Origin of the sequence: Xenorhabdus budapestensis (assembly GCF_017743015.1) — a bacterium.
Taxonomy (GTDB): Bacteria; Pseudomonadota; Gammaproteobacteria; order Enterobacterales; family Enterobacteriaceae; genus Xenorhabdus; species Xenorhabdus budapestensis.
In genome coordinates, this window is record NZ_CP072455.1 from 2,060,606 (window position 1) to 2,079,778 (window position 19,173).

The following is a 19,173-nucleotide window of genomic DNA, read 5'->3' on the forward strand; positions in this document are numbered from 1 at the left end:
TGCTGGCTATTTTTTTATCTGCACAACCTTCTGCATTTTTTCTTTTATAGCCCAAAACTAACCCATAAATAGCCGATAATTTTTAATCCATAACATGGATATTGATGTGATGTTTTTTGATTAACCCACGTAATTGATGGTATGTCAGGTTGAGTTTTTCAGCCGCTTTTTTCTGGCTGTATTGGCTTTCTGTTATTGCTTGTATAATCAGTCGCTTTTCACAGTCATTTTGCCATTGTCTTAAATCGAGAGGTAAATCGGGAAGAAAATAGTCACTGGCTACATTATGGTTGGAGGTCTTATCTGACACCGTTTGTGCGGAAGATGAAGATATTGGTGATGTTGAAAAAGGATTGATAATAACAGTATTTAATTCATTTTGATTATCTCCATGGCGGTAGATAGAGCGCTCTATAACATTTTTCAATTCACGAACATTGCCGGGCCAATGATAATCAAGTAACTGCTGTTTGGCTTGTTCGGTAAATCCCGGAAAGAAAGAAAGGCTTAATTCCTGACACATTTGAATGGCAAAGTGTTGTGCCAGTAACATAATATCTTGATGTCTTTGGCGCAATGGAGGGATGTTGACAACATCAAATGCCAGCCTGTCGAGCAAGTCAGCCCTGAATTTTCCATGAGCTGCCATAGCAGGTAAATCTTCATTGGTGGCACAGATCAGCCGGACATCAACTTGTAAGGCTTGGCTGCCTCCCACGCGTTCAAAATATCCATACTCAATGACCCTTAATAGCTTTTCTTGTACTTGCATTGGAGCAGTAGCAAGTTCGTCAAGAAACAGTGTTCCGCCATCGGCCCGTTCAAAACGCCCCAGATGCTTCGAACGGGCACCGGTAAAAGCACCAGCTTCATGACCAAAAAGCTCTGAATCCAGTAAATTTTCGTTGAGGGCGGCACAGTTCAGTGAAATAAAAGGGCCTTGCCACCTGGGAGAAAGATAGTGCAAACGGCGGGCAATTAGTTCTTTACCTGTTCCTCGTTCTCCCAAAACCAAAACAGGTTTATTTAATTTTGCCAATTCAGAGACTTGTTCCAAAATCTCAATAAAATTGTTTGCTTCCCCTAATAGGTTATCAGTGAACTGATTCATAATTTTTCCACTAATAGATGGTGTTTTTAGCCAGTTACTGGTTGATTTGACTACATTAAAACATTGTAAGAAAAAATCAAATGAAAATTAAACGATATATTTCAATATGATAATTGAGAGATAAAAGTTGGCACGTATCTTGTATTTAACTGAATGCCTTACTCTGTATCTTACTTAACAGTACACAGGCATAACATACATATATTCTAATGAAAGAGGTTTATGACTATGGGTATTTTTTCTCGTTTTGCTGATATCGTTAACGCTAATATCTCTTCTTTGCTGGATAAAGCAGAAGATCCACAAAAAATGATCCGCTTGATGATTCAGGAGATGGAAGATACGCTGGTGGAGATACGTTCAACATCTGCCCGTACATTGGCTGAGAAAAAGCAGCTTCTGCGCCGTATCAGCACCGGAGAAAGTCAAATTGAAGGTTGGCAGGAAAAAGCCGTATTGGCATTGAGTAAAGATAAAGAAGACCTGGCTCGTGCCGCCTTGATTGAAAAACAAAAAGTCAGCCAATTGGTTGAAACGCTGAAAAACGAACTGTCTATTCTGGATGAAACGTTTGACCGTATCAAAGGAGAAATTGCTGAACTGGAAAACAAATTGACAGAAGCGAGGGCAAGACAACAATCTTTGACTTTGCGTCATCAGGCGGCGGCTTCTTCCCGTGAAGTACGTCGTCAGTTAGACAGCGGTAAAATTGATGAAGCCATGGCACGTTTCGAGCAGTTTGAGCGCAGAATTGACCACATGGAAGCAGAAGCGGAAGCTGTTGGTCTGGGGAAAAAACAATCACTGGAACAGCAGTTTGCAGAATTGAAAGCGGATGATGAAATTAGTGCACAGCTTGCTGCACTCAAGGCTAAAATGAGTGCGAAAGATTCACTGTGATAGCAAATGTTATTTGCACTTCCATTTACAACTAAGGAAAGGTAATGGCCAATATATTTCTGGGGATCCCACTGATCCTGTTTGTACTCTTTGTGTTACCCATCTGGTTATGGCTGCATTACAGCCACCAGAATCGCGGTAAATTAGAGAACAATGAAATTCAACGTTTGGAGCAGCTGGCAGAAAATGCCCGGCGTATGCAGGAGCGAATCAAAACGCTGGAAGATATTCTTGATGCAGAACATCCAAACTGGAGACAGTCATAATGTCTAACTCTTACCGTGGAAAACTTTACCGTTTGCCAGAACAGGGAGTGATTAAAGGCGTGTGTGCCGGGTTAGCGCACTATTTTGGTGTCCCAGTTGCGCTCATCCGTACCATGACAATATTGTCACTATTCTTTGGATTATTTGGCATAACAGTATTGGCCTACATTATCCTGACCTTTGTGTTAGATCCCGCACCTACGGGATATCAGGCAGAGGAAAACCGGGCACCATCAACCCGAAAAATGTTGGATGAAGTTGACTACCAATTGCGGGCAGGGGAAGAACGTCTGCGCCAAATGGAACGTTATGTTACTTCTGATACCTATAATGTGCGCAGCCGCTTTCGCCAGCTTTAAGCGATGCCGGATAGATTTTCAGTGAGGCAACTTGAATTATTGGCAGAGATCTAAAGGTTGCTCCGGCTGCAATCCCTCGCCCATTATCTCTCACCCATTGGGTTGGGTGAGGGAATTCACCTATTCGGAAAATCAAAGCCATAATAAACAAGTCATGATAAAAATGGACGACATTGGAGATGTCTTTATTGAAATATGGCAGGCATAAACAATGTCATAGTGTCTAATTCAGGAGAAACATGAAACGATTGCAAAATGAACTGACGGCACTTGTTAATCGTGGAATCGATCGCCATTTACGGCTGGCAGTAACAGGATTAAGCCGTAGTGGGAAAACAGCATTTATTACTTCTTTGGTCAATCAGCTTCTGCATGTTCACAATGGTGTCAGGTTACCGCTGTTTTCAACTGTACGTGATGGGCGTTTATTAGGTGTGAAACGAGTACCCCAGCGGGATTTTGGTGTTCCCCGTTTTACCTATGATGAAAACATTGCCGCGTTGCATAACATACCGCCTTATTGGCCAATTCCGACCCGGGGAGTAAGTGAAATCCGTCTTGCTCTGCGTTATCGTTCAAAAGATTCTTTATTTCGTTATCTCAAAGAAACCTCCACCCTTTATCTGGAAATTGTCGATTATCCGGGAGAGTGGTTATTGGATTTACCCATGCTGGAACAGAGTTATCTGGCATGGTCATGGCAGATGAACGGATTATTGAAAGGTGAAAGGTTAAGCTGGGCCGAACCGTGGTTGGCATTATGTAAACAGTGTGACCCACTAGCACCTGCCGATGAAAATCTGTTGGCCAGAATTGCGCAGGCTTATACGGATTATTTACACCAGTGTAAAACAGAGGGGCTACATTTCATTCAGCCGGGGCGTTTTATCTTACCGGGAGATTTGACGGGAGCACCTGCACTGCAATTTTTTCCCTGGCCGGATATTGATCGAATCGGAGAGCCTCAACTACTTAAAGCGGATAAAAATACCAATATTGGTATGCTGCGTGAACGGTTTACGTACTACTGCAATCACATCGTAAAGGATTTTTATAAAGAACACTTCCTTCGTTTTGATAGGCAAATTGTTCTGGTTGATTGTTTGCAGCCATTAAACAGTGGCCCACACGCCTTTAACGATATGCGTTTGGCGCTGACACAACTAATGCAGAGTTTTCATTATGGCAAACGGACGCTATTTCGCCGTTTATTTTCGCCTTGCATTGACAAGTTAATGTTTGTAGCCAGCAAAGCGGATCATGTCACAGCGGATCAACATGCCAATCTTGTTTCCCTTCTCCAGCAACTTGTACATGAAGCATGGCAGAATGCTGCATTTGAAGGGATCAGTATGGATTGTGTTGGTCTTGCGTCAGTTCAGGCAACTGAAAGTGGTATTGTGGTGCATGAGGGAGAAAAGATCCCGGCTATCAAGGGAAACCGTTTGTCAGATGATAAGTTATTGACATTTTTTCCGGGGGAAGTGCCACAACGTTTGCCTGACAATGCTTTTTGGCAAAAGCAGGGTTTCAGTTTTGAGTCATTTCGGCCAAGACAAGTTAATATTGATGAGCCGTTACCTCATATCCGCATGGACAGTGCGATGGAGTTTTTATTAGGAGACAAACTGACATGACGGATTCCTTGAAGACGGAGCCAAAGGGATCTGGTTCCTTAAAACCAAGAGTCGATTTTGATAATCTTTTATCAACATCATCAGAACCTTCTCTGAAATCCCAAAAAGAATTCAATGAACAGGAGAACGAATTCTATCCGGCTATGCCTGAATTGAATGCTGAGGAGCAGGAAAGTGAATTTGAAGGAGCTGTTAATGCAGCATTGAAGCCTAAGCGCAGCTTGTGGAGAAAAGTTTTTTCTGGCGCAGTGCTATTATTGGGAGTCAGTGTTATTGCCCAGTTTATTCAGTGGATATACCAGTCATGGCAACAACAGAATTGGATTGCGTTGGGCGTAGCAGCCGCAGGCAGTTTGATTATCTTTGCGGGAATAGGTGGTGTAATCAGCGAATGGCGTCGTCTTTATCGTTTACGTCAGCGGACAGAAGAGCGCGATATCGCCAAAACATTATTACAAAGTCATGGCATTAGCAAAGGACGCCAATTTTGTGAAAAATTGGCAGAACAAGCAGGTATAGGGCAACAACATCCGGCTTTGCAACGTTGGCAGACTGCTGTGCATGAAACTCACAATGACCGTGAGATAGTTATGTTATACAGCAAGCTGGTTCAACCTGTTCTGGATGAGCAGGCCAAAAAAGAGATCCGTCGTTCGGCGGCAGAATCTGCACTGATGATCGCTGTCAGTCCACTTGCTGTGGTGGATATGGCCTTCATTGCATGGCGAAATATTCGTCTTATTAACCGGATTGCGGCAATATATGGAATTGAATTGGGGTATTTCAGCCGTATTCGTTTGTTTCGGCTGGTATTTCTGAATATTGCCTTTGCGGGTGCGTCAGATTTGGTCAGAGAAGTGGGAATGGATTGGTTATCGCAGGATATTGCTGCCCGGCTTTCAGCCCGTGCTGCGCAGGGTATTGGAGCAGGGTTGCTTACGGCTCGTTTGGGAATTAAGGCAATGGAGCTATGTCGTCCTTTACCCTGGATTGATGACGATAAACCCAAATTGGGGGATTTCCGTTATCAGCTGATTAACCAGCTTAAAAATACGTTGGCGACTAAGTCCAAAAGTGAAACCAAAAAAACGGGATTGTAACCAACTAGAAATCGTAACCAAATAGAAGCGACTGCCATTTAAATTTGACACTTTGCTTTATTGTCAACTTTAGCTGACAAGGGGCTTCATCTATTGCACAGTAACGAGTAATATTTCAGGTGGCTATGAACATTGTGTAAATAAGGTCGGAATAAATGCGATTGGAAGTTACTTGTCAGGATCGAATTGGGCTGACTCGCGAGTTACTTGATTTATTGGTTTTAAGAAATATTGACCTGAAAGGAATTGAGATCTCTCCTGAGCGTCGTATTTACCTTAGTTTTACTCAAATTGATTTCAATACCTTTCGCCTGCTGATGGCAGAAATCCGCCGTATTAATGGTGTGATAGATGTCAGGACAGTGGCTTTTATGCCATCAGAAAAAGAGCACAGAGCTATGTGGACATTACTGGAGTCTGTGCCTGAGCCTATCTTGTCCATTGACATAAAAGGAAATATTGATTTGGCTAACCTGGCATCCCAGACATTGTTTGGCATTAGTAAAGGAAAAATCAGCCAAAAAAATATCAGCCAGCTTATCAGTAATTACAATTTCCTCCGTTGGTTGGAAAGTGATCATCATCAGCCTCATTCGACAACGTTAACTATCAAAGGAAAATCTTATTTGATGGATATTACTCCCATGCAACTGACTGATGAAAATCAGAAGGTTAAATGTGTGGGAGCGGTGATTATGCTACGTGCATCCGTTTATGCGGAACCTGTGCAGAAAAAATTGACAGTGAATGACGATCAGGCCTTTAAGGATATTGTTGCTGTCAGTCCGAAGATGGTTCATATCGTTGAACAGGCCCATAAAATTGCTATGTTGGATCTGCCTTTGTTGCTTATTGGTGATACAGGAACAGGGAAAGATGAATTTGCCAAAGCGTGTCATCTGAGAAGTGCAAGAGGAAAACAACCTTTTCTTGGACTAAATTGTGCATCTATGCCGGATGACGTAGTAGAAAGTGAACTGTTTGGTTATGCGGCAGGTGCGTATCCGAATGCACTGGAAGGTAAAAAAGGCTTTTTTGAGCAGGCAAATGGAGGCACGGTTCTATTAGATGAAATTGGTGAAATGTCACCACAGATGCAGATCAAATTACTCCGTTTCCTCAATGATGGAACATTTCGTCGTGTTGGAGAGGATAACGAAGTTAAAGTGAATGTCAGGATCATCTGCGCCACTCAGAAGAATTTGGTTGAGTTGGTGCAAAAAGGGGAATTCAGGGAAGATCTCTACTATCGGCTCAATGTATTAACAATCACTTTGCCACCTTTACGGGAGCGTCAGGCTGATATCATTCCATTGACGAATTATTTTGCAACCCGGTTTGCCAGAGAGCAAGATGTAGAAAAACCCAAATTCTCACCTGATCTGGAACAATTCTTGTGTAGCTATTATTGGCCCGGAAATGTGAGGCAGTTGCGTAATGCCATCTATCGGGCATTAACGCAGCTTGAAGGTAACCAATTAAGCCCACAAGATATTCAGTTACCGGAATTAGAAACAGAAACCGCCTTTATCAATGAAGACATTCTGGTTGGCTCTTTAGATGAAATCAGTAAGCGTTTTGAACGTTCTGTCTTGACCCGTCTTTATCGCCATTATCCCAGTACCCGCAAGTTGGCAAAACGGCTTGGTGTTTCTCATACCGCTATTGCCAATAAACTGCGTGAATATGGATTGAGTGGAAAAAAACAGACAGTTGAATTGGATTCGAGTGATGAATAATGCCTGTTTGTGCAAACTACAGGCTTTCTCCGAGGGATAACGTTTTTCAGGAGATAATTTTCGGCTGCTCTTCCTTGCTCAGATCTCCTGAAGGCAGATAGGTCAGGAGATTTGATAAAGGAATGGGAGATGCGATGTGGGAATTTGACAGGCTTGGATGATAGCGGGCTTTATCATCGCAGCTAATTTTGAAATAGAGGGCGGGCGGTCTGACACTTTTATTGCCAACATACAATCAATTACATGCAGAAATGATAAGGAATAACCTGTAGGGCACCGTTTGGTTAAAGGTTGATAATGATCTTCAATACTGCGCACAATGCTGACGGGTGGTGGTTTCCCGACAATCAAAGTATGTAATACAGCCCCTAAGGCATAGATATCAGTCCAGGGGCCTTGCTGTCCTTCTTCATTGGCAGTGTATTGTTCACAAGGCGTGAAACCAGACCTGACAGTGATTTCTTCATCATCAGATAAATGTTCTGTTGTTTTTCGGGCCGATCCCAAATCAAGCAGTATTGGTAACTGATTGTTCTGAATTAAAATATTATCGAGAGAAATATCGCAGTGCAGATAGCCTGCCTGATGAAGCGTATTGAGGGCATCAAACAAGGAAAACAAAATACGACACAGCCAGTTTTGTGTAATGATCTTTGGGTGTTTTAGCTGCAACAGTTTTAGTGTTATGCCTCTGTAAAACGGAGTGGCAATATAAGCCGTGCTATTTTGTTGCCAAAAACGCAAGAAACGGGGCAGGCATGGATGATTAAAGTAAGACATTATATGGGCTTCACGCATAAAACTATGAAGACCGATTTTGAATCTCTTTTGCAGACTTGAGCAACGCAGGTTTAATTTCAAATCATTGCGACGGATCACAACTGCCGATGGCAGATATTCTTTAATGGCAACAGCACATTTTTTACGGTGATCCCAAGCCTTATATACGATGCCAAATCCACCTTTACCTATAATCTTCTCAATTTCAAACTCATTGAAGCAGTACCCAATAGGTAATGCCTGCAATAATGGGTGCCTGTTATTAAAATAGTTATAGTAGGAATTCTGCATCGGAGATGGCCTCTTGAACCTATGGGTATACACAAGATGTTATGCAGGATCTATTGATTATCATCCGAAAACTGGAATTGAAGTTCCCCTTGTTCGAGTGATACTTGTAATCGGTTATATTGTTCATCCTGAGCACTGGCAGAGAGCAGCCGTTGACTGATTTGTGGCAATATGGTGTTAGTCAAGATAGCATCAACCGTACGACCACCTGATTCAACCTCAGTACAACGGCTGACAATATTTTCAATCATAGCGTCATCAAATATTGCAGCAATGCCATGGTTCTCCAGTAAACGTTTTTGAATTCGCCCTAATTGTAAGTGGACAATATTAGTCATCACTTCGTCATTCAATGAATAGTAGGGAATAACCAATAAACGTCCCAATAAAGCTGCTGGGAATGTGTCTAATAATGGCTTACGTAATGCAGAACTGAGCTGTTCCGGCTCTGGTACGCTATTATCTTGTTGGCTATGCTGGCGGCATAATGAACTGACTAAATCGGCTCCCACATTGGATGTCAGGATAATAATGGTATTACGAAAATCAATGTGTCGGCCTTCACCATCTTCCATCCAGCCTTTGTCGAATACCTGAAAGAAAATCTCATGAACATCAGGATGTGCTTTTTCGATTTCATCTAACAATACAACACTGTAAGGACGGCGGCGAACAGCTTCGGTTAATACACCTCCTTCACCATAGCCAACATAGCCGGGAGGTGCGCCCTTCAATGTTGATACGGTGTGTGCTTCCTGAAATTCACTCATATTGATGGTAATGAGATTTTGCTCGCCACCATATAGTGTTTCAGCCAGAGCGAGTGCTGTTTCCGTTTTACCCACACCAGAAGGGCCACATAATAGAAAGACACCAACCGGTTTATTGGGATCATCTAATTTCGCCCGTGAAGTACGTACCCGTTTTGCGATTATTTCCAATGCGTGGTACTGACCAATCACCCGCTGACTGAGTGTATCAGCCAACTGCAATACGGCTTCGATTTCATCTTTCATCATGCGGCTTAGCGGGATGCCGGTCCAATCTGACACAACAGCGGAAACAACGTTACTGTCTACTGCCGAAAAAATGAGAGGCTCTTCCCCCTGTAAAGTTTCCAATTGTTGTTGCAGATCAGTTAATTCAGTATGGAGAGTAGCGGTATCATTATTTTGGTCTTCATTTAATTGGATGCGTAATTGAATAATTTTCTCTGTTAGAGAAAGTTCTTGTTGCCAGCGTGCTTCTAGCTGCTCTTTTTGTTCTGCCAGAGTGGCGAGTTGATTGAGGATATTTTCTGCTCGCTGCGAGTCACCCATACCGACTTTTGCTTCTCGCTCCACAATTTCCAGCTCAACATTCAGTGCATCTATCTGATGGCGGCAGTTTTCTAGCTGAGGAGGCTCAGCATGTTGGCTGACAGCAACTCTGGCACAGGCTGTGTCCAGTAATGCGATGGCTTTATCCGGTAACTGACGGGCAGGGATGTAGCGGTGGGAGAGGTGCACTGCGGCTTCTACTGCCTCATCTAATAAAAGAATACGGTGGTGTTTTTCCAGTGTATTGACCAGACTACGCAGCATTATCAGAGCTTTGGTTTCGTCAGGTTCATGAACCTGCACAACCTGAAAACGACGAGTCAAGGCAGGATCTTTTTCGATATATTTTTTGTATTCTGACCAGGTTGTAGCACCAAGCGTACGTAGTTGACCTCTCGCTAAGGCTGGTTTTAATAAATTGGCAGCATCACCAGTTCCTTGCTGTCCACCGGCACCAATCAAAGTATGGATTTCATCAATAAACAAAATGATGGGAGTTGGACTGGATTGCACTTCTTCAATCACTTTTCGCAGACGGGATTCGAATTCTCCTTTGATACCTGCTCCTGCTTGTAACATGCCAATATCTAACAACCAAAGCTGAACATTTCGTAAAGGAGGGGGAACTTCGTCTGCGGCAATCCTCAGTGCTAATCCTTCAATTACCGCAGTCTTACCGACACCAGCTTCACCTGTCAGTAATGGGTTATTTTGACGACGGCGCATCAGAATATCAATGATCTGGCGGATTTCTTCATCACGCCCAGACACAGGGTCAATCTCGCCATTACGGGCCCGCGCCGTCAATTCCTGACCATATTGTTGTAGCGCTGAGCCTGTTGCAGTTTGTGCTGTTGCCCCTTGTGTACCTGTTGATGATGCTGTGATCTCCTGAGCTTCATCACTGCCGTCGAATATTGCGTGAAAATTATCGATCAGGACATCTGTATTAATGCGATCAAACAGGGGAGAAATGGCTTTCAGCGCATTGCGTAGATTGAACGTTTTCAATATGCCTATCAGTAAATGGGCACTGCGAATTTGATCAACCCCGAATTTCAGTGAACCGTAAACCCAAGCCCGTTCAACGGCACTGTCAATATGTTCTGAGAGGTCAGAAATGGCGCTGGCACCACGTGGCAGGCGATCCAGTGCTGTAACAATGTCTTTGGTCAACGCAGATTCATCCAGACCGAAGTGATGGAGAAGTTTCTGTAAATCACAGTTTTGTTGCTGCATGATTTGGTGTAGCCAATGCACTAACTCAACATAAGGATTACCACGCAACTTACAAAAAGCAGTGGCACCTTCTAACGATGTGAATAATGTGCGGTTAAGCTTACCAAATAGTACGGAGCGGCTGATTTCTGACATAGCGTGTAATCCGTGATGTTATTACTGACAGTGTTTTGTAGAGAGTGATTATATTGTTGTTTAGTGAAATTGTTGTTTGTTGAAATTGTTATTCAGTGAAATTCTGGATTATAGATTAAGTCACCACAATGGGATTTCTGTTCAATGTTGCCAAGCCAGCTACTTAATCCTAATTTTACTGGCTCTGACAGATGAATACCTTTTATATCGGCTCGATTAAGTATCAGGCGGATATCCCATGCGTATTCGATCCCAAAATATTGATATACCCAATCACGTAGTTGTAGTGACTTTGGTTGGTTTGGTAAGAACGCTTCATACTCAGCTAGGGTTAACGGGCCGAGTTCAAGGCGGAATTTATATTGAACATCATATAATGCTATTCCCAAAAAGGCCGATTCGCCCAAACGAGGCATACTGCGTCCGGCTTTTAACCGCGCCTGATCCTGAGTTTCAATTTTCAGCCATTGGGGAATATTTTGTATAACTTTTAATGGAATATTGAAGTAACTAAATAATATTTTCGCCAACCCTTCCGCACCATGCCCTTGCCGGGATAAATGGCCTGATAACGAATAGCGGGCGTGTTCACTAATTGAATCTGATTGTTGTTGAGCAGGTAACCCCATACCAACCAGACAAGCAAGGTAATGACAGAAACGTTGATTATCCTGACGATCAAGCGACACTGTTGATTGGGAATTAGCCCAGGCACGATAGAACAGCAGTATTAGCCGATGGTGAAATAAATTGGCAAATGCGTTCAGTGTTGGGTCTTGATAGTTATATTGTCGCGCATAAGTATATTCGGTGATATGGAGTGGCAATGGCCCATTCGGGCCGAACAAGCCAAAACTGTAAATCAGTATGTCATACAGTTTTGAGTTTTCGCGTTTTTTGGCTTCAGCAATGGTAGATGGTGCGAATATCATTGATGCTTTTTGACCTAACCGCAGCAGGTCGTATCGCGGCAATGGGGCTGAACCCAGCATATAATACTCCCCGGATTGGGCGTCTATTCGGCGCAGGGTCTGAAATAGATCGAATTGCCACGGTGTCTGGGTTAGTTGCTGCCAAAAATTATCCGGCAGGTGACATATGCGATGTATGGAAATGGCACTTGTTTCGCTCATATTCATTTTTATCTGTAAATACTGGCTATATCAGTTTCTTTTTTCCCATCCGGGCCGGCCAAAAACCGATCCTGCCACGTTGCTGGCTATAGAGAGTCATTTCAGTAAAAGAGTTCATGGTGACCAGGCGTGAGAATAATTTTTCCAGAACACTTCCCAGTAACCAGGGGCTGTTGCCGGCAAATTCTTGCTCATCCACTTCCAGCTCAATGCTGACTCCACGGGCAAAAACGATCGGGCCAGGTTCAGGGACTCTCCGATAAATGGTTTTTAATGAACAATGGCGAATACCATTAATCTGACGGGCGATAGCTGGTTCTGAAAGATTGGCATACAGGCTGAGTAATTGCCGTAATGCCTGAGTCCCTTGCTCATCATTTTTATCCATAAAATTTAGATAGTTGAGCTGGAGGTGACTGATTAATTTCCAGGATATTGAGCCTTGTGCTAAGGCTGGGCGTGGTATGGTTGGTCTTTTAAGAAACACAATCTGGTTGATGGGGATAGAATCCAGCATAACGAAGCTATCAAGATCTTGTTGACGCAACATTGCAGATAAATCACGGTTGGTGCACATGACATCGGCAGTCAGGAACTTGAGTTCATTCGGCCAAGGAGAATGTTGTTCATCAACAATAGAAACAAAGGATTCTGTACCGATATAACTGGTTCGGGTGCCGTAATGATGGGCATGTTCAGATAAAATGCGGGGATCACGGCGCACGGAAAAATAGGCACCGTAATTGCCTTTATCATCACTGAAAGTAGACCAGAAAGGTCTGAAAATTTGTGTTTCTCTGTGTTTAATATCTGCACCATGCAAATGTTTTACGGAAAAGATTTCATAATCCAGAGGCCGGATATTATCGACAACTAAATGATACTCATTAGTACTTTCTTCTACCGTCACACGTTCAGTCAACTTAGGGAATAAATTAATTACGGGTGTACTATTGAGGGCTAAATAAGAGGCATCAACCAGATGCTCCAAATCCATGTCTATTTTGTCCAAAAGCAGGATCAGTTCAAATTCACTCTCTTTTTGCGTTTTTTCCAGCAGAGATTGCATGCCACTAATGCTGAAAAATTGAAAACGTGCCGGAAAAGCGAAATATTCCTGGATCTGACGATAGCCACTGAAAGTACGCGGATCGTTAGGTAACAATGACTGATCATCATCAAACCCTTCATGATGTGGAGAAATATCAGGTAAAACTTGATACTGGGGAGTATCACCAAGGGTCTGACATACTATGCCGACGCAATGTTCCATAAGCAATTCTAACAATCGTTGGGATTGAATATCCGGCCCTGAAAGAAAGAATACCAGTTTATTGAGATCCAATTCGTTGAGGAAAAATTTTCCTTTGCAGGAGAGATGAATGCGCAGCGCACTGACAGCACCGGATTGGTGAAGATTTAAAGTTGCCAGAGGAACGTTGGCAGGGAGTTTACCCAGTTCAACTTTCTGCAAATGTAATGGTTGCAAAATAACGTCTTGTGCTGTGCTGTACTGGAATGTGATGCCATCTTTTTTCAATGTCTGACAGTGCATGAGCGTTCCGCGTGGCACTAAAAATCCATGGCTGATATCCCCTTTACTGGTATCAGGCTGGAGTTCGACGATTGTCATTGATGGAGTAGGAGCCAGATAATTAGGGTAGAGCATCTCCAGTAATTGCTGGGAAAAATTTGGAAATTCAGCATCCATTTTCAACTGAATACGGGAAGTTAGAAAAGCAAAACCTTCCATAAGTCGTTCAACATAAGGGTCAGCAACATCAATACCATGCATACCCAGTCGATTGGCGACTTTTGGATAACGTTCGGCAAATTCTTTGCCCATCTCACGTAAATAAACTAGCTCACGATTGTAATATTCAAGAAGTTTGCTATCCATGTATCCGTATCCTCTCGTATCTGTTTTTACCCTGCTTCTTTGATAGTGAAATAACCGTTTTCCAGATCAATATCACTACGGAACAGGAATTCGAGTGGCCAGGGAACACACCACAAAAAACCTTTAATCTCAATGGATAATGTATTGTATAGGTTCAGAGAATCAGTATCGGAAACACAACTCACTTCAAGCTCATCGGCAATAATGCGTGGCTCAAATACATGTATAGCCTTAATGATTTTATGTTGAATATCTTCCCACTCTATTTCAGACATGCGTTTACCCGCCAGGGGTTCCAGCCCAAAGTTATAAACAGAACGGCGTATTTCCGGATACAGGGTAAGATCTTGCTCGGATTCACAGTTGATGCTATTGAGCAACCACTGTAAATCCCGCAGAACATTTTGTCGTAATGTACTGTGTGATATCAGATAGTTGCTGATTGCCTCTTTTTTCTTATCGGGGTCGTTATCAGTGAGCCTATCCAGCAAGGAAGGCTGCATTCTGTCTCTGGCAGTGATACGCTTGGCATTACTCCGACGATGATAACCACCATGTATTAAAGTTATATTGTCATTCATGGAGTACCTATTGGTCGTAGTGATAATGGGCAATAGGGGAAAGATTGCTGAGGCAATGAACTATTTTTAATTTGCCTATTTTTTTAGTTTACTTTGAGAATTTTTATATTTATTGACCTCTTTTTCATAGGCTTGCAGGAAGTTTTCACCAAACAGAACTGAATTTTGCTCAAATTCATTGGCTGTTTTTTGATAGTATTTGGTGAGAAATTCCCACAATGATGTTTTGTAGGTTGACGACAAAGACAAACGCGGCATGCCGCCTTCATCCTGTGCTTTCTGCTCAAGATTTCCGGGATGGAAGAGTTGCAGGATATCTCTCGTAATGGCACGTACTCCTGCAATCATTCCTAATTGGTGTGCTTGTAATTCAATTAAAATATCGCGGGTTGCCTGCTCAATAGGCATAAATCCAGGCATATGATCACCAAACATCTGCACTAAAACAGATTGACCAGAAGGTAATAGCTTAAATGGATTATTGGCATCCAATAGCATTTGAGTCATATCCGCATCAGCTTCCCGTTTCAGCATCGTGCGTGAAGTATTGAGTGCGACGACCCCTTGAGATAACTGGCTGATAAACAGACCTAATTGATACATGCGGTGTTCATCAAATTGTGGTTGGTGAAGATTTTTGAGTCCCATTCCCTCTAATAGCGATGCCAGTAATTTCCCCTCCAGTTTGATCCCGTCTGTTTGATGGTTAGAGGAACTATAGCTTATTGGATCAATACCAAGCCGTTCATAAGCATGATTGTCATGAGTGATGTGAAGGGAATTATTAGCATTACTCACTTGGTGCTTAATATGAGTCTGGTGATTAGCGCTAGCCTGATAATCAGGATATTCATTTGAAGGAACAGGGGGAAAAGGAGGAAAAATATTTTCTTTTGTTTTGGTTTCTTCTATACCTGTATAATTTTTGGCTAAATCTTTACTGAGTTCCTTAGATATCTCTTCTGTTGTGAAGAGTGAAGGTAAAGAAGGTGGCTGAGCAATGGATTGTTTATCCTGAGCAGATATGGGCTGTGATACAGGAGCAAACTGAGAATCGGAAATTTTTGGGTTATCAGGTGATGTTAGTGGTACGGCATTATCTAACATCAAGTTTAGCGGGTCGTCAATTTCCTGGTCATCGTACTGGAATAATGTTGTGGGTGTATTGTTATTCAGAATATCTTCCTGTTGGAAGAGGGCATCTGAGTGGAACATAGTCACGGGATCGGTCGCCCGTAATTGAAGTGTCTCTAAATCGGTTGTGTTTTCAATTTGTGCCAATGGATCAATTGGGTTACGTTCGTCGTTTTCCTGTTGTTGGGATTTGAGTAGTGGGTTATTGTCATTCCCCTCTGATGTTGCCTGATATCTGTTAGGGGAGGACGAAGTATCGGGGGCAGTGAAAATTTGTTCCAGACCATCCCAGATCTCATTGGGAATGCCTGAGCAGTTGGTAGCCGATTGGGATTCCGTATTGATAACCCGGGTAGTTGCTTGCGGAGGCGCACTTTTATTGATATCAACTGCCTGAATCTGATAGTCGCCAATATTCAATACATCACCATCGCGGATTTCAACCTGGCGATCCGGAGCCAATGGTATTGTGTTTAGTAACAGCTCAGATGCAGAGCCACGATTGGTAATCCTACACTCACCATCAGCAGAAATAGAAACGACGGCCTGAAGCCGGGCAATAGCCTGTTCTTCATCGGGTAAAATCCAGTTATTGTCTTTGCTGCGACCGATAGTTCCCCCCGGAGGCGAAAAGTCATAACTCAATTGTATGGGTTGATTTGTACCGCTGTTTTTAACAATGGTGAATCGCATAAGCGTAGATCCCTATTTTTTGATAAGGATAGATTAGTAGAAATAACCTCCCTGTTTCAGGGAGGTTATCGGGTAGTCAATTATGTAATTAGAGTGGTTTATGAGCGAAAGAATCCCATCCATAGGTGACTTCAGCACCTTTTTTACCTGTGAAGTCCAGAGGATAGTAGCTTTCTTTATGGGTTTGGAAGGCCAACTTAACAGTAGAAATATATTGATCAAATGAAAATCCGAGCGATGTGCTTGCTACCATAACGTTTGTCATGACTATACTGTGCCAAAGTACGTTTTCACCTCCTTGTCGCATTACTTCAATTTTAACTTCTTTGATATGTTTACCTATCGTCAAATAATTAGATAAACTTATGCATGATTTATCAAAGAAGAGGCCTACAGTAATACCAGGAACGGTAACTATACCTGAACTCAATCCGCTAGACTGGGTATTTGTAGAAACTTCATTAGTCATTCCCAGTTCAAAAACATGGACGGCTGTCCATTCTTTATGGGTATCGTCACCTGATTCACCTTTAATGCCAGTAAAAGTAATAAACGCGTTGTTAGACATAATCTTTGCCTTAATAGAGTTGAATGGGATGATTGAATCCAATAGATGTATTGGAGTGCGTATATACGTCTAGAAATGCATGTGTATTGTTACTGGAAGCCCCACTGTGCGAGATAATTTTTGATTTTGCTTAGATAAAATAATTTTTTAGTATCATGCTCCTTTTAATGAGGGTAATTTTGAAACCAGACGTAAAGAAACGGTTAATCCTTCTAATTGATAATGGGGTCGCAGGAAAAATTTAGCTTGATAATATCCCGGATTGCTCTCTATTTCTTCGACCAGGACTTCTGCGGCTGCCAGTGGCTTCTTCGCCTTGGTAAGCTGTGATGAATTGACCGGGTCACCGTCAACATAATGAGTGATCCATTCATTCAACCAACGTTCCATATCACTACGCTCCTGAAAAGTCCCGATTTTGTCGCGTACAATACATTTCAGGTAATGAGCAAAACGACAGCAGGCAAATAAATAAGGCAGACGAGCGGAGAGGTTGGCATTTGCTGTAGCGTCAGGATCATAATATTCTGATGGTTTTTGCAGCGATTGGGCACCGATAAAGGCGGCCATATCGGTATTCTTACGGTGCAAAAGTGGAATAAAACCATTTTTGGCTAATTCAGCCTCACGACGATCGCTGATGGCAATTTCGGTAGGACATTTCATATCCACTCCGCCATCATCAGAGGGAAAAGTATAGCAAGGCAAATTTTCAACAATGCCACCGGATTCTACGCCGCGGATGGACGTGCACCAGCCATATAGTTTAAAGGAGCGGTTGATATTGACCGCCATGGCGTAAGCGGCATTTGCCCAGGTATAATTTTCGTGAGTGGGGCCTTCGGTATTTTCCTCAAAGTTGAAATTATCAACGGGATTAGTGAGAGCACCGTAAGGTAAACGGGACAGAAAACGTGGTAGTGCTAATCCGATGTAACGTACATCTTCTGACTCACGTAAACTACGCCAGGGGGCATATTCCGTATTCTGGAAAATCTTGGTGAGATCACGGGGGTTAGCTAGCTCCTGCCAGGATTTCATTTGCATAACACTTGGGGCTGCCCCTGAAATAAATGGACAGTGTGCAGAGGCACTAATCTGTGATATCTGACGCAAAAGTTCAACATCCGGCGCGGTGTGGTCAAAATAGTAATCGCCTACCAGACAGCCGAAAGGTTCACCACCAAACTGACCGTATTCTGCTTCATAGATCTTCTTAAAGAGTGGGCTTTGGTCCCAACTGACTCCTTTGAAACGTTTTAGCGTGTTGCTTAGTTCTTTTTTGGAAAGGCACATCACACGGATTTTCAGCATTTCATCGGTTTCTGTGTTATTAACCAGATAATGCAGCCCACGCCATGCGCCTTCCAGTGTCTGGAATTCATCATAATGCAGGATATGATTCATCTGTTGTGATATTTTGGTATCAATTTCAGCAATCAATGACTGGATAGTACGGTAAGTATCGCCAGAGATGGTGACGGTATTTTCCAGTGCCTGCTGGGCCAGGGTTTTTACCGCATTTTCAACGGCATCACGTGTCTGATCGCTTTGCGGACGGAATTCCTTACCGAGCAATACACTTAATTCATCAACTGTATATTCTTTCGGTGCCTGCTCTTGTTGAGCCAGGTTTTCTTGTTCAGTCGTACTCATCAATTACTCCTTATCTTCAGCACCTTCATCTGAAGCTGAAGTGCTATCTTCAGGTTTTGGCGCTTCCGCCAGTGATTTCAGCAGAGCAGGATTTTGCAGTATTTCAGCAATCAGTTGTTCTGCACCACTTTTACCATCCATATAAGACAGTAGGTTTGCCAGTTGGGTACGTGCTTCCAACAGTTGAGCTAAAGGTTCTACCTTTTTAGCGATAGCATCCGGTTGAAAGTCTTCCATTTTTTCAAAAACTAACTCGACATTTAGTTTGCCATCACCTGTCAGGGTGTTATCAACCTGAAAGGCTGCTCGTGGCTTTATTGACTTCATGCGTTCGTCAAAGTTATCAACGTCAATTTCCAGAAATTTTCGGTCGTTAACGTCTGGTAGGGCTTCTGTGGGTTTTCCTGCCAAATCAGCCATAACGCCCATGACAAATGGTAATTGGACAACTTTTTCTGAGCCATAAAGCTCGACATCGTATTCAATCTGGACACGAGGAGCACGATTTCGGGCTATAAACTTTTGTCCACTGGATTTCATGACAATTTCTCCATTACTGGCTAAATAGGTAAGTTAAGAGATAAACGGGCGATATACCCTTCGTCTTTCAAGTTGACTCTTTGTTGGTTGGA

The 19,173-nt window shown here is 42.8% G+C and carries 16 protein-coding genes; 6 read left to right on the plus strand and 10 right to left on the minus strand.

Annotated elements, in window-relative coordinates:
• Positions 1-82: 82 nt before the first annotated feature.
• Positions 83-1,111: a phage shock protein operon transcriptional activator gene (pspF, locus tag HGO23_RS09295; RefSeq protein WP_099135175.1), complete on the minus strand. Its 1,029-nt coding sequence runs from the start codon at positions 1,109-1,111 to the stop codon at positions 83-85.
• A gap of 228 nt (positions 1,112-1,339) precedes the next feature.
• Between pspF and pspA the strand changes: the two genes are divergently transcribed.
• The 6 genes from pspA to tyrR all read left to right on the plus strand — a co-directional run bounded on the left by pspA (position 1,340) and on the right by tyrR (position 7,112).
• Complete coding sequence (pspA, locus tag HGO23_RS09300; protein ID WP_099135176.1) at positions 1,340-2,011, plus strand: phage shock protein PspA; 672 nt, start codon at positions 1,340-1,342, stop codon at positions 2,009-2,011.
• 44 nt (positions 2,012-2,055) lie between these two features.
• Positions 2,056-2,277: an envelope stress response membrane protein PspB gene (pspB, locus tag HGO23_RS09305; protein WP_099135177.1), complete on the plus strand. Its 222-nt coding sequence runs from the start codon at positions 2,056-2,058 to the stop codon at positions 2,275-2,277.
• Complete coding sequence (gene pspC, locus HGO23_RS09310; protein WP_099135178.1) at positions 2,277-2,636, plus strand: envelope stress response membrane protein PspC; 360 nt, start codon at positions 2,277-2,279, stop codon at positions 2,634-2,636. Before pspB ends, pspC begins: the two co-directional genes overlap by 1 nt.
• Before the next feature lie 239 nt (positions 2,637-2,875).
• Positions 2,876-4,273 carry a YcjX family GTP-binding protein gene (locus tag HGO23_RS09315; RefSeq protein WP_209028621.1) on the plus strand — a complete coding sequence of 466 codons (1,398 nt, stop codon included), beginning with the start codon at positions 2,876-2,878 and terminating at the stop codon, positions 4,271-4,273.
• Entirely contained in the window at positions 4,270-5,373 is a 1,104-nt protein-coding gene (locus HGO23_RS09320) for a YcjF family protein (RefSeq protein WP_209028622.1), read from the plus strand. Before HGO23_RS09315 ends, HGO23_RS09320 begins: the two co-directional genes overlap by 4 nt.
• 155 nt (positions 5,374-5,528) lie before the next feature.
• Complete coding sequence (tyrR, locus tag HGO23_RS09325) at positions 5,529-7,112, plus strand: transcriptional regulator TyrR (RefSeq protein ID WP_099135181.1); 1,584 nt, start codon at positions 5,529-5,531, stop codon at positions 7,110-7,112.
• Positions 7,113-7,214: 102 nt separating this feature from the next.
• Here the strand turns inward: tyrR and HGO23_RS09330 are convergent, their stop codons facing one another.
• From HGO23_RS09330 to tssB, 9 genes are all read right to left on the minus strand, one after another.
• The gene (locus HGO23_RS09330) at positions 7,215-8,183 is read right to left on the minus strand and encodes a serine/threonine protein kinase (protein ID WP_099135182.1); all 969 of its coding nucleotides are present in this window, start codon (positions 8,181-8,183) and stop codon (positions 7,215-7,217) included.
• Between the two features lie 50 nt (positions 8,184-8,233).
• Complete coding sequence (gene tssH / locus HGO23_RS09335) at positions 8,234-10,876, minus strand: type VI secretion system ATPase TssH (RefSeq protein ID WP_099135183.1); 2,643 nt, start codon at positions 10,874-10,876, stop codon at positions 8,234-8,236.
• 92 nt (positions 10,877-10,968) lie between these two features.
• Positions 10,969-12,009, minus strand: a complete 1,041-nt coding sequence (tssG, locus tag HGO23_RS09340) for a type VI secretion system baseplate subunit TssG (protein ID WP_099135324.1) — start codon at positions 12,007-12,009, stop codon at positions 10,969-10,971.
• A gap of 25 nt (positions 12,010-12,034) precedes the next feature.
• Positions 12,035-13,909, minus strand: a complete 1,875-nt coding sequence (tssF, locus tag HGO23_RS09345; RefSeq protein WP_209028623.1) for a type VI secretion system baseplate subunit TssF — start codon at positions 13,907-13,909, stop codon at positions 12,035-12,037.
• Positions 13,910-13,935: 26 nt separating this feature from the next.
• Complete coding sequence (tssE, locus tag HGO23_RS09350; RefSeq protein WP_209028624.1) at positions 13,936-14,490, minus strand: type VI secretion system baseplate subunit TssE; 555 nt, start codon at positions 14,488-14,490, stop codon at positions 13,936-13,938.
• Positions 14,491-14,565: 75 nt separating this feature from the next.
• On the minus strand, positions 14,566-16,317 hold the full coding sequence (locus tag HGO23_RS09355) for a type VI secretion system-associated FHA domain protein (RefSeq protein ID WP_209028625.1): 1,752 nt from the start codon (positions 16,315-16,317) through the stop codon (positions 14,566-14,568).
• Positions 16,318-16,405: 88 nt separating this feature from the next.
• Positions 16,406-16,885 carry an Hcp family type VI secretion system effector gene (locus HGO23_RS09360; RefSeq protein WP_099135187.1) on the minus strand — a complete coding sequence of 160 codons (480 nt, stop codon included), beginning with the start codon at positions 16,883-16,885 and terminating at the stop codon, positions 16,406-16,408.
• Positions 16,886-17,038: 153 nt separating this feature from the next.
• Positions 17,039-18,541, minus strand: coding sequence for a type VI secretion system contractile sheath large subunit (tssC, locus tag HGO23_RS09365; RefSeq protein ID WP_099135188.1), 1,503 nt, complete (start codon positions 18,539-18,541; stop codon positions 17,039-17,041).
• 3 nt (positions 18,542-18,544) lie between these two features.
• A complete protein-coding gene (gene tssB, locus HGO23_RS09370) occupies positions 18,545-19,081 on the minus strand; it encodes a type VI secretion system contractile sheath small subunit (RefSeq protein WP_099135189.1) in 537 nt (178 codons plus the stop codon).
• Between the last annotated feature and the right edge of the window lie 92 nt (positions 19,082-19,173).

Coding starts and splice junctions, on each gene's coding strand:
- pspF (WP_099135175.1), bottom strand. CDS start 1,111: ATGAATCAGTTCACTGATAACCTATTAGGGGAAGCAAACAATTTTATT.
- pspA (WP_099135176.1), top strand. CDS start 1,340: ATGGGTATTTTTTCTCGTTTTGCTGATATCGTTAACGCTAATATCTCT.
- pspB (WP_099135177.1), top strand. CDS start 2,056: ATGGCCAATATATTTCTGGGGATCCCACTGATCCTGTTTGTACTCTTT.
- pspC (WP_099135178.1), top strand. CDS start 2,277: ATGTCTAACTCTTACCGTGGAAAACTTTACCGTTTGCCAGAACAGGGA.
- HGO23_RS09315 (WP_209028621.1), top strand. CDS start 2,876: ATGAAACGATTGCAAAATGAACTGACGGCACTTGTTAATCGTGGAATC.
- HGO23_RS09320 (WP_209028622.1), top strand. CDS start 4,270: ATGACGGATTCCTTGAAGACGGAGCCAAAGGGATCTGGTTCCTTAAAA.
- tyrR (WP_099135181.1), top strand. CDS start 5,529: ATGCGATTGGAAGTTACTTGTCAGGATCGAATTGGGCTGACTCGCGAG.
- HGO23_RS09330 (WP_099135182.1), bottom strand. CDS start 8,183: ATGCAGAATTCCTACTATAACTATTTTAATAACAGGCACCCATTATTG.
- tssH (WP_099135183.1), bottom strand. CDS start 10,876: ATGTCAGAAATCAGCCGCTCCGTACTATTTGGTAAGCTTAACCGCACA.
- tssG (WP_099135324.1), bottom strand. CDS start 12,009: ATGAGCGAAACAAGTGCCATTTCCATACATCGCATATGTCACCTGCCG.
- tssF (WP_209028623.1), bottom strand. CDS start 13,909: ATGGATAGCAAACTTCTTGAATATTACAATCGTGAGCTAGTTTATTTA.
- tssE (WP_209028624.1), bottom strand. CDS start 14,490: ATGAATGACAATATAACTTTAATACATGGTGGTTATCATCGTCGGAGT.
- HGO23_RS09355 (WP_209028625.1), bottom strand. CDS start 16,317: ATGCGATTCACCATTGTTAAAAACAGCGGTACAAATCAACCCATACAA.
- HGO23_RS09360 (WP_099135187.1), bottom strand. CDS start 16,885: ATGTCTAACAACGCGTTTATTACTTTTACTGGCATTAAAGGTGAATCA.
- tssC (WP_099135188.1), bottom strand. CDS start 18,541: ATGAGTACGACTGAACAAGAAAACCTGGCTCAACAAGAGCAGGCACCG.
- tssB (WP_099135189.1), bottom strand. CDS start 19,081: ATGAAATCCAGTGGACAAAAGTTTATAGCCCGAAATCGTGCTCCTCGT.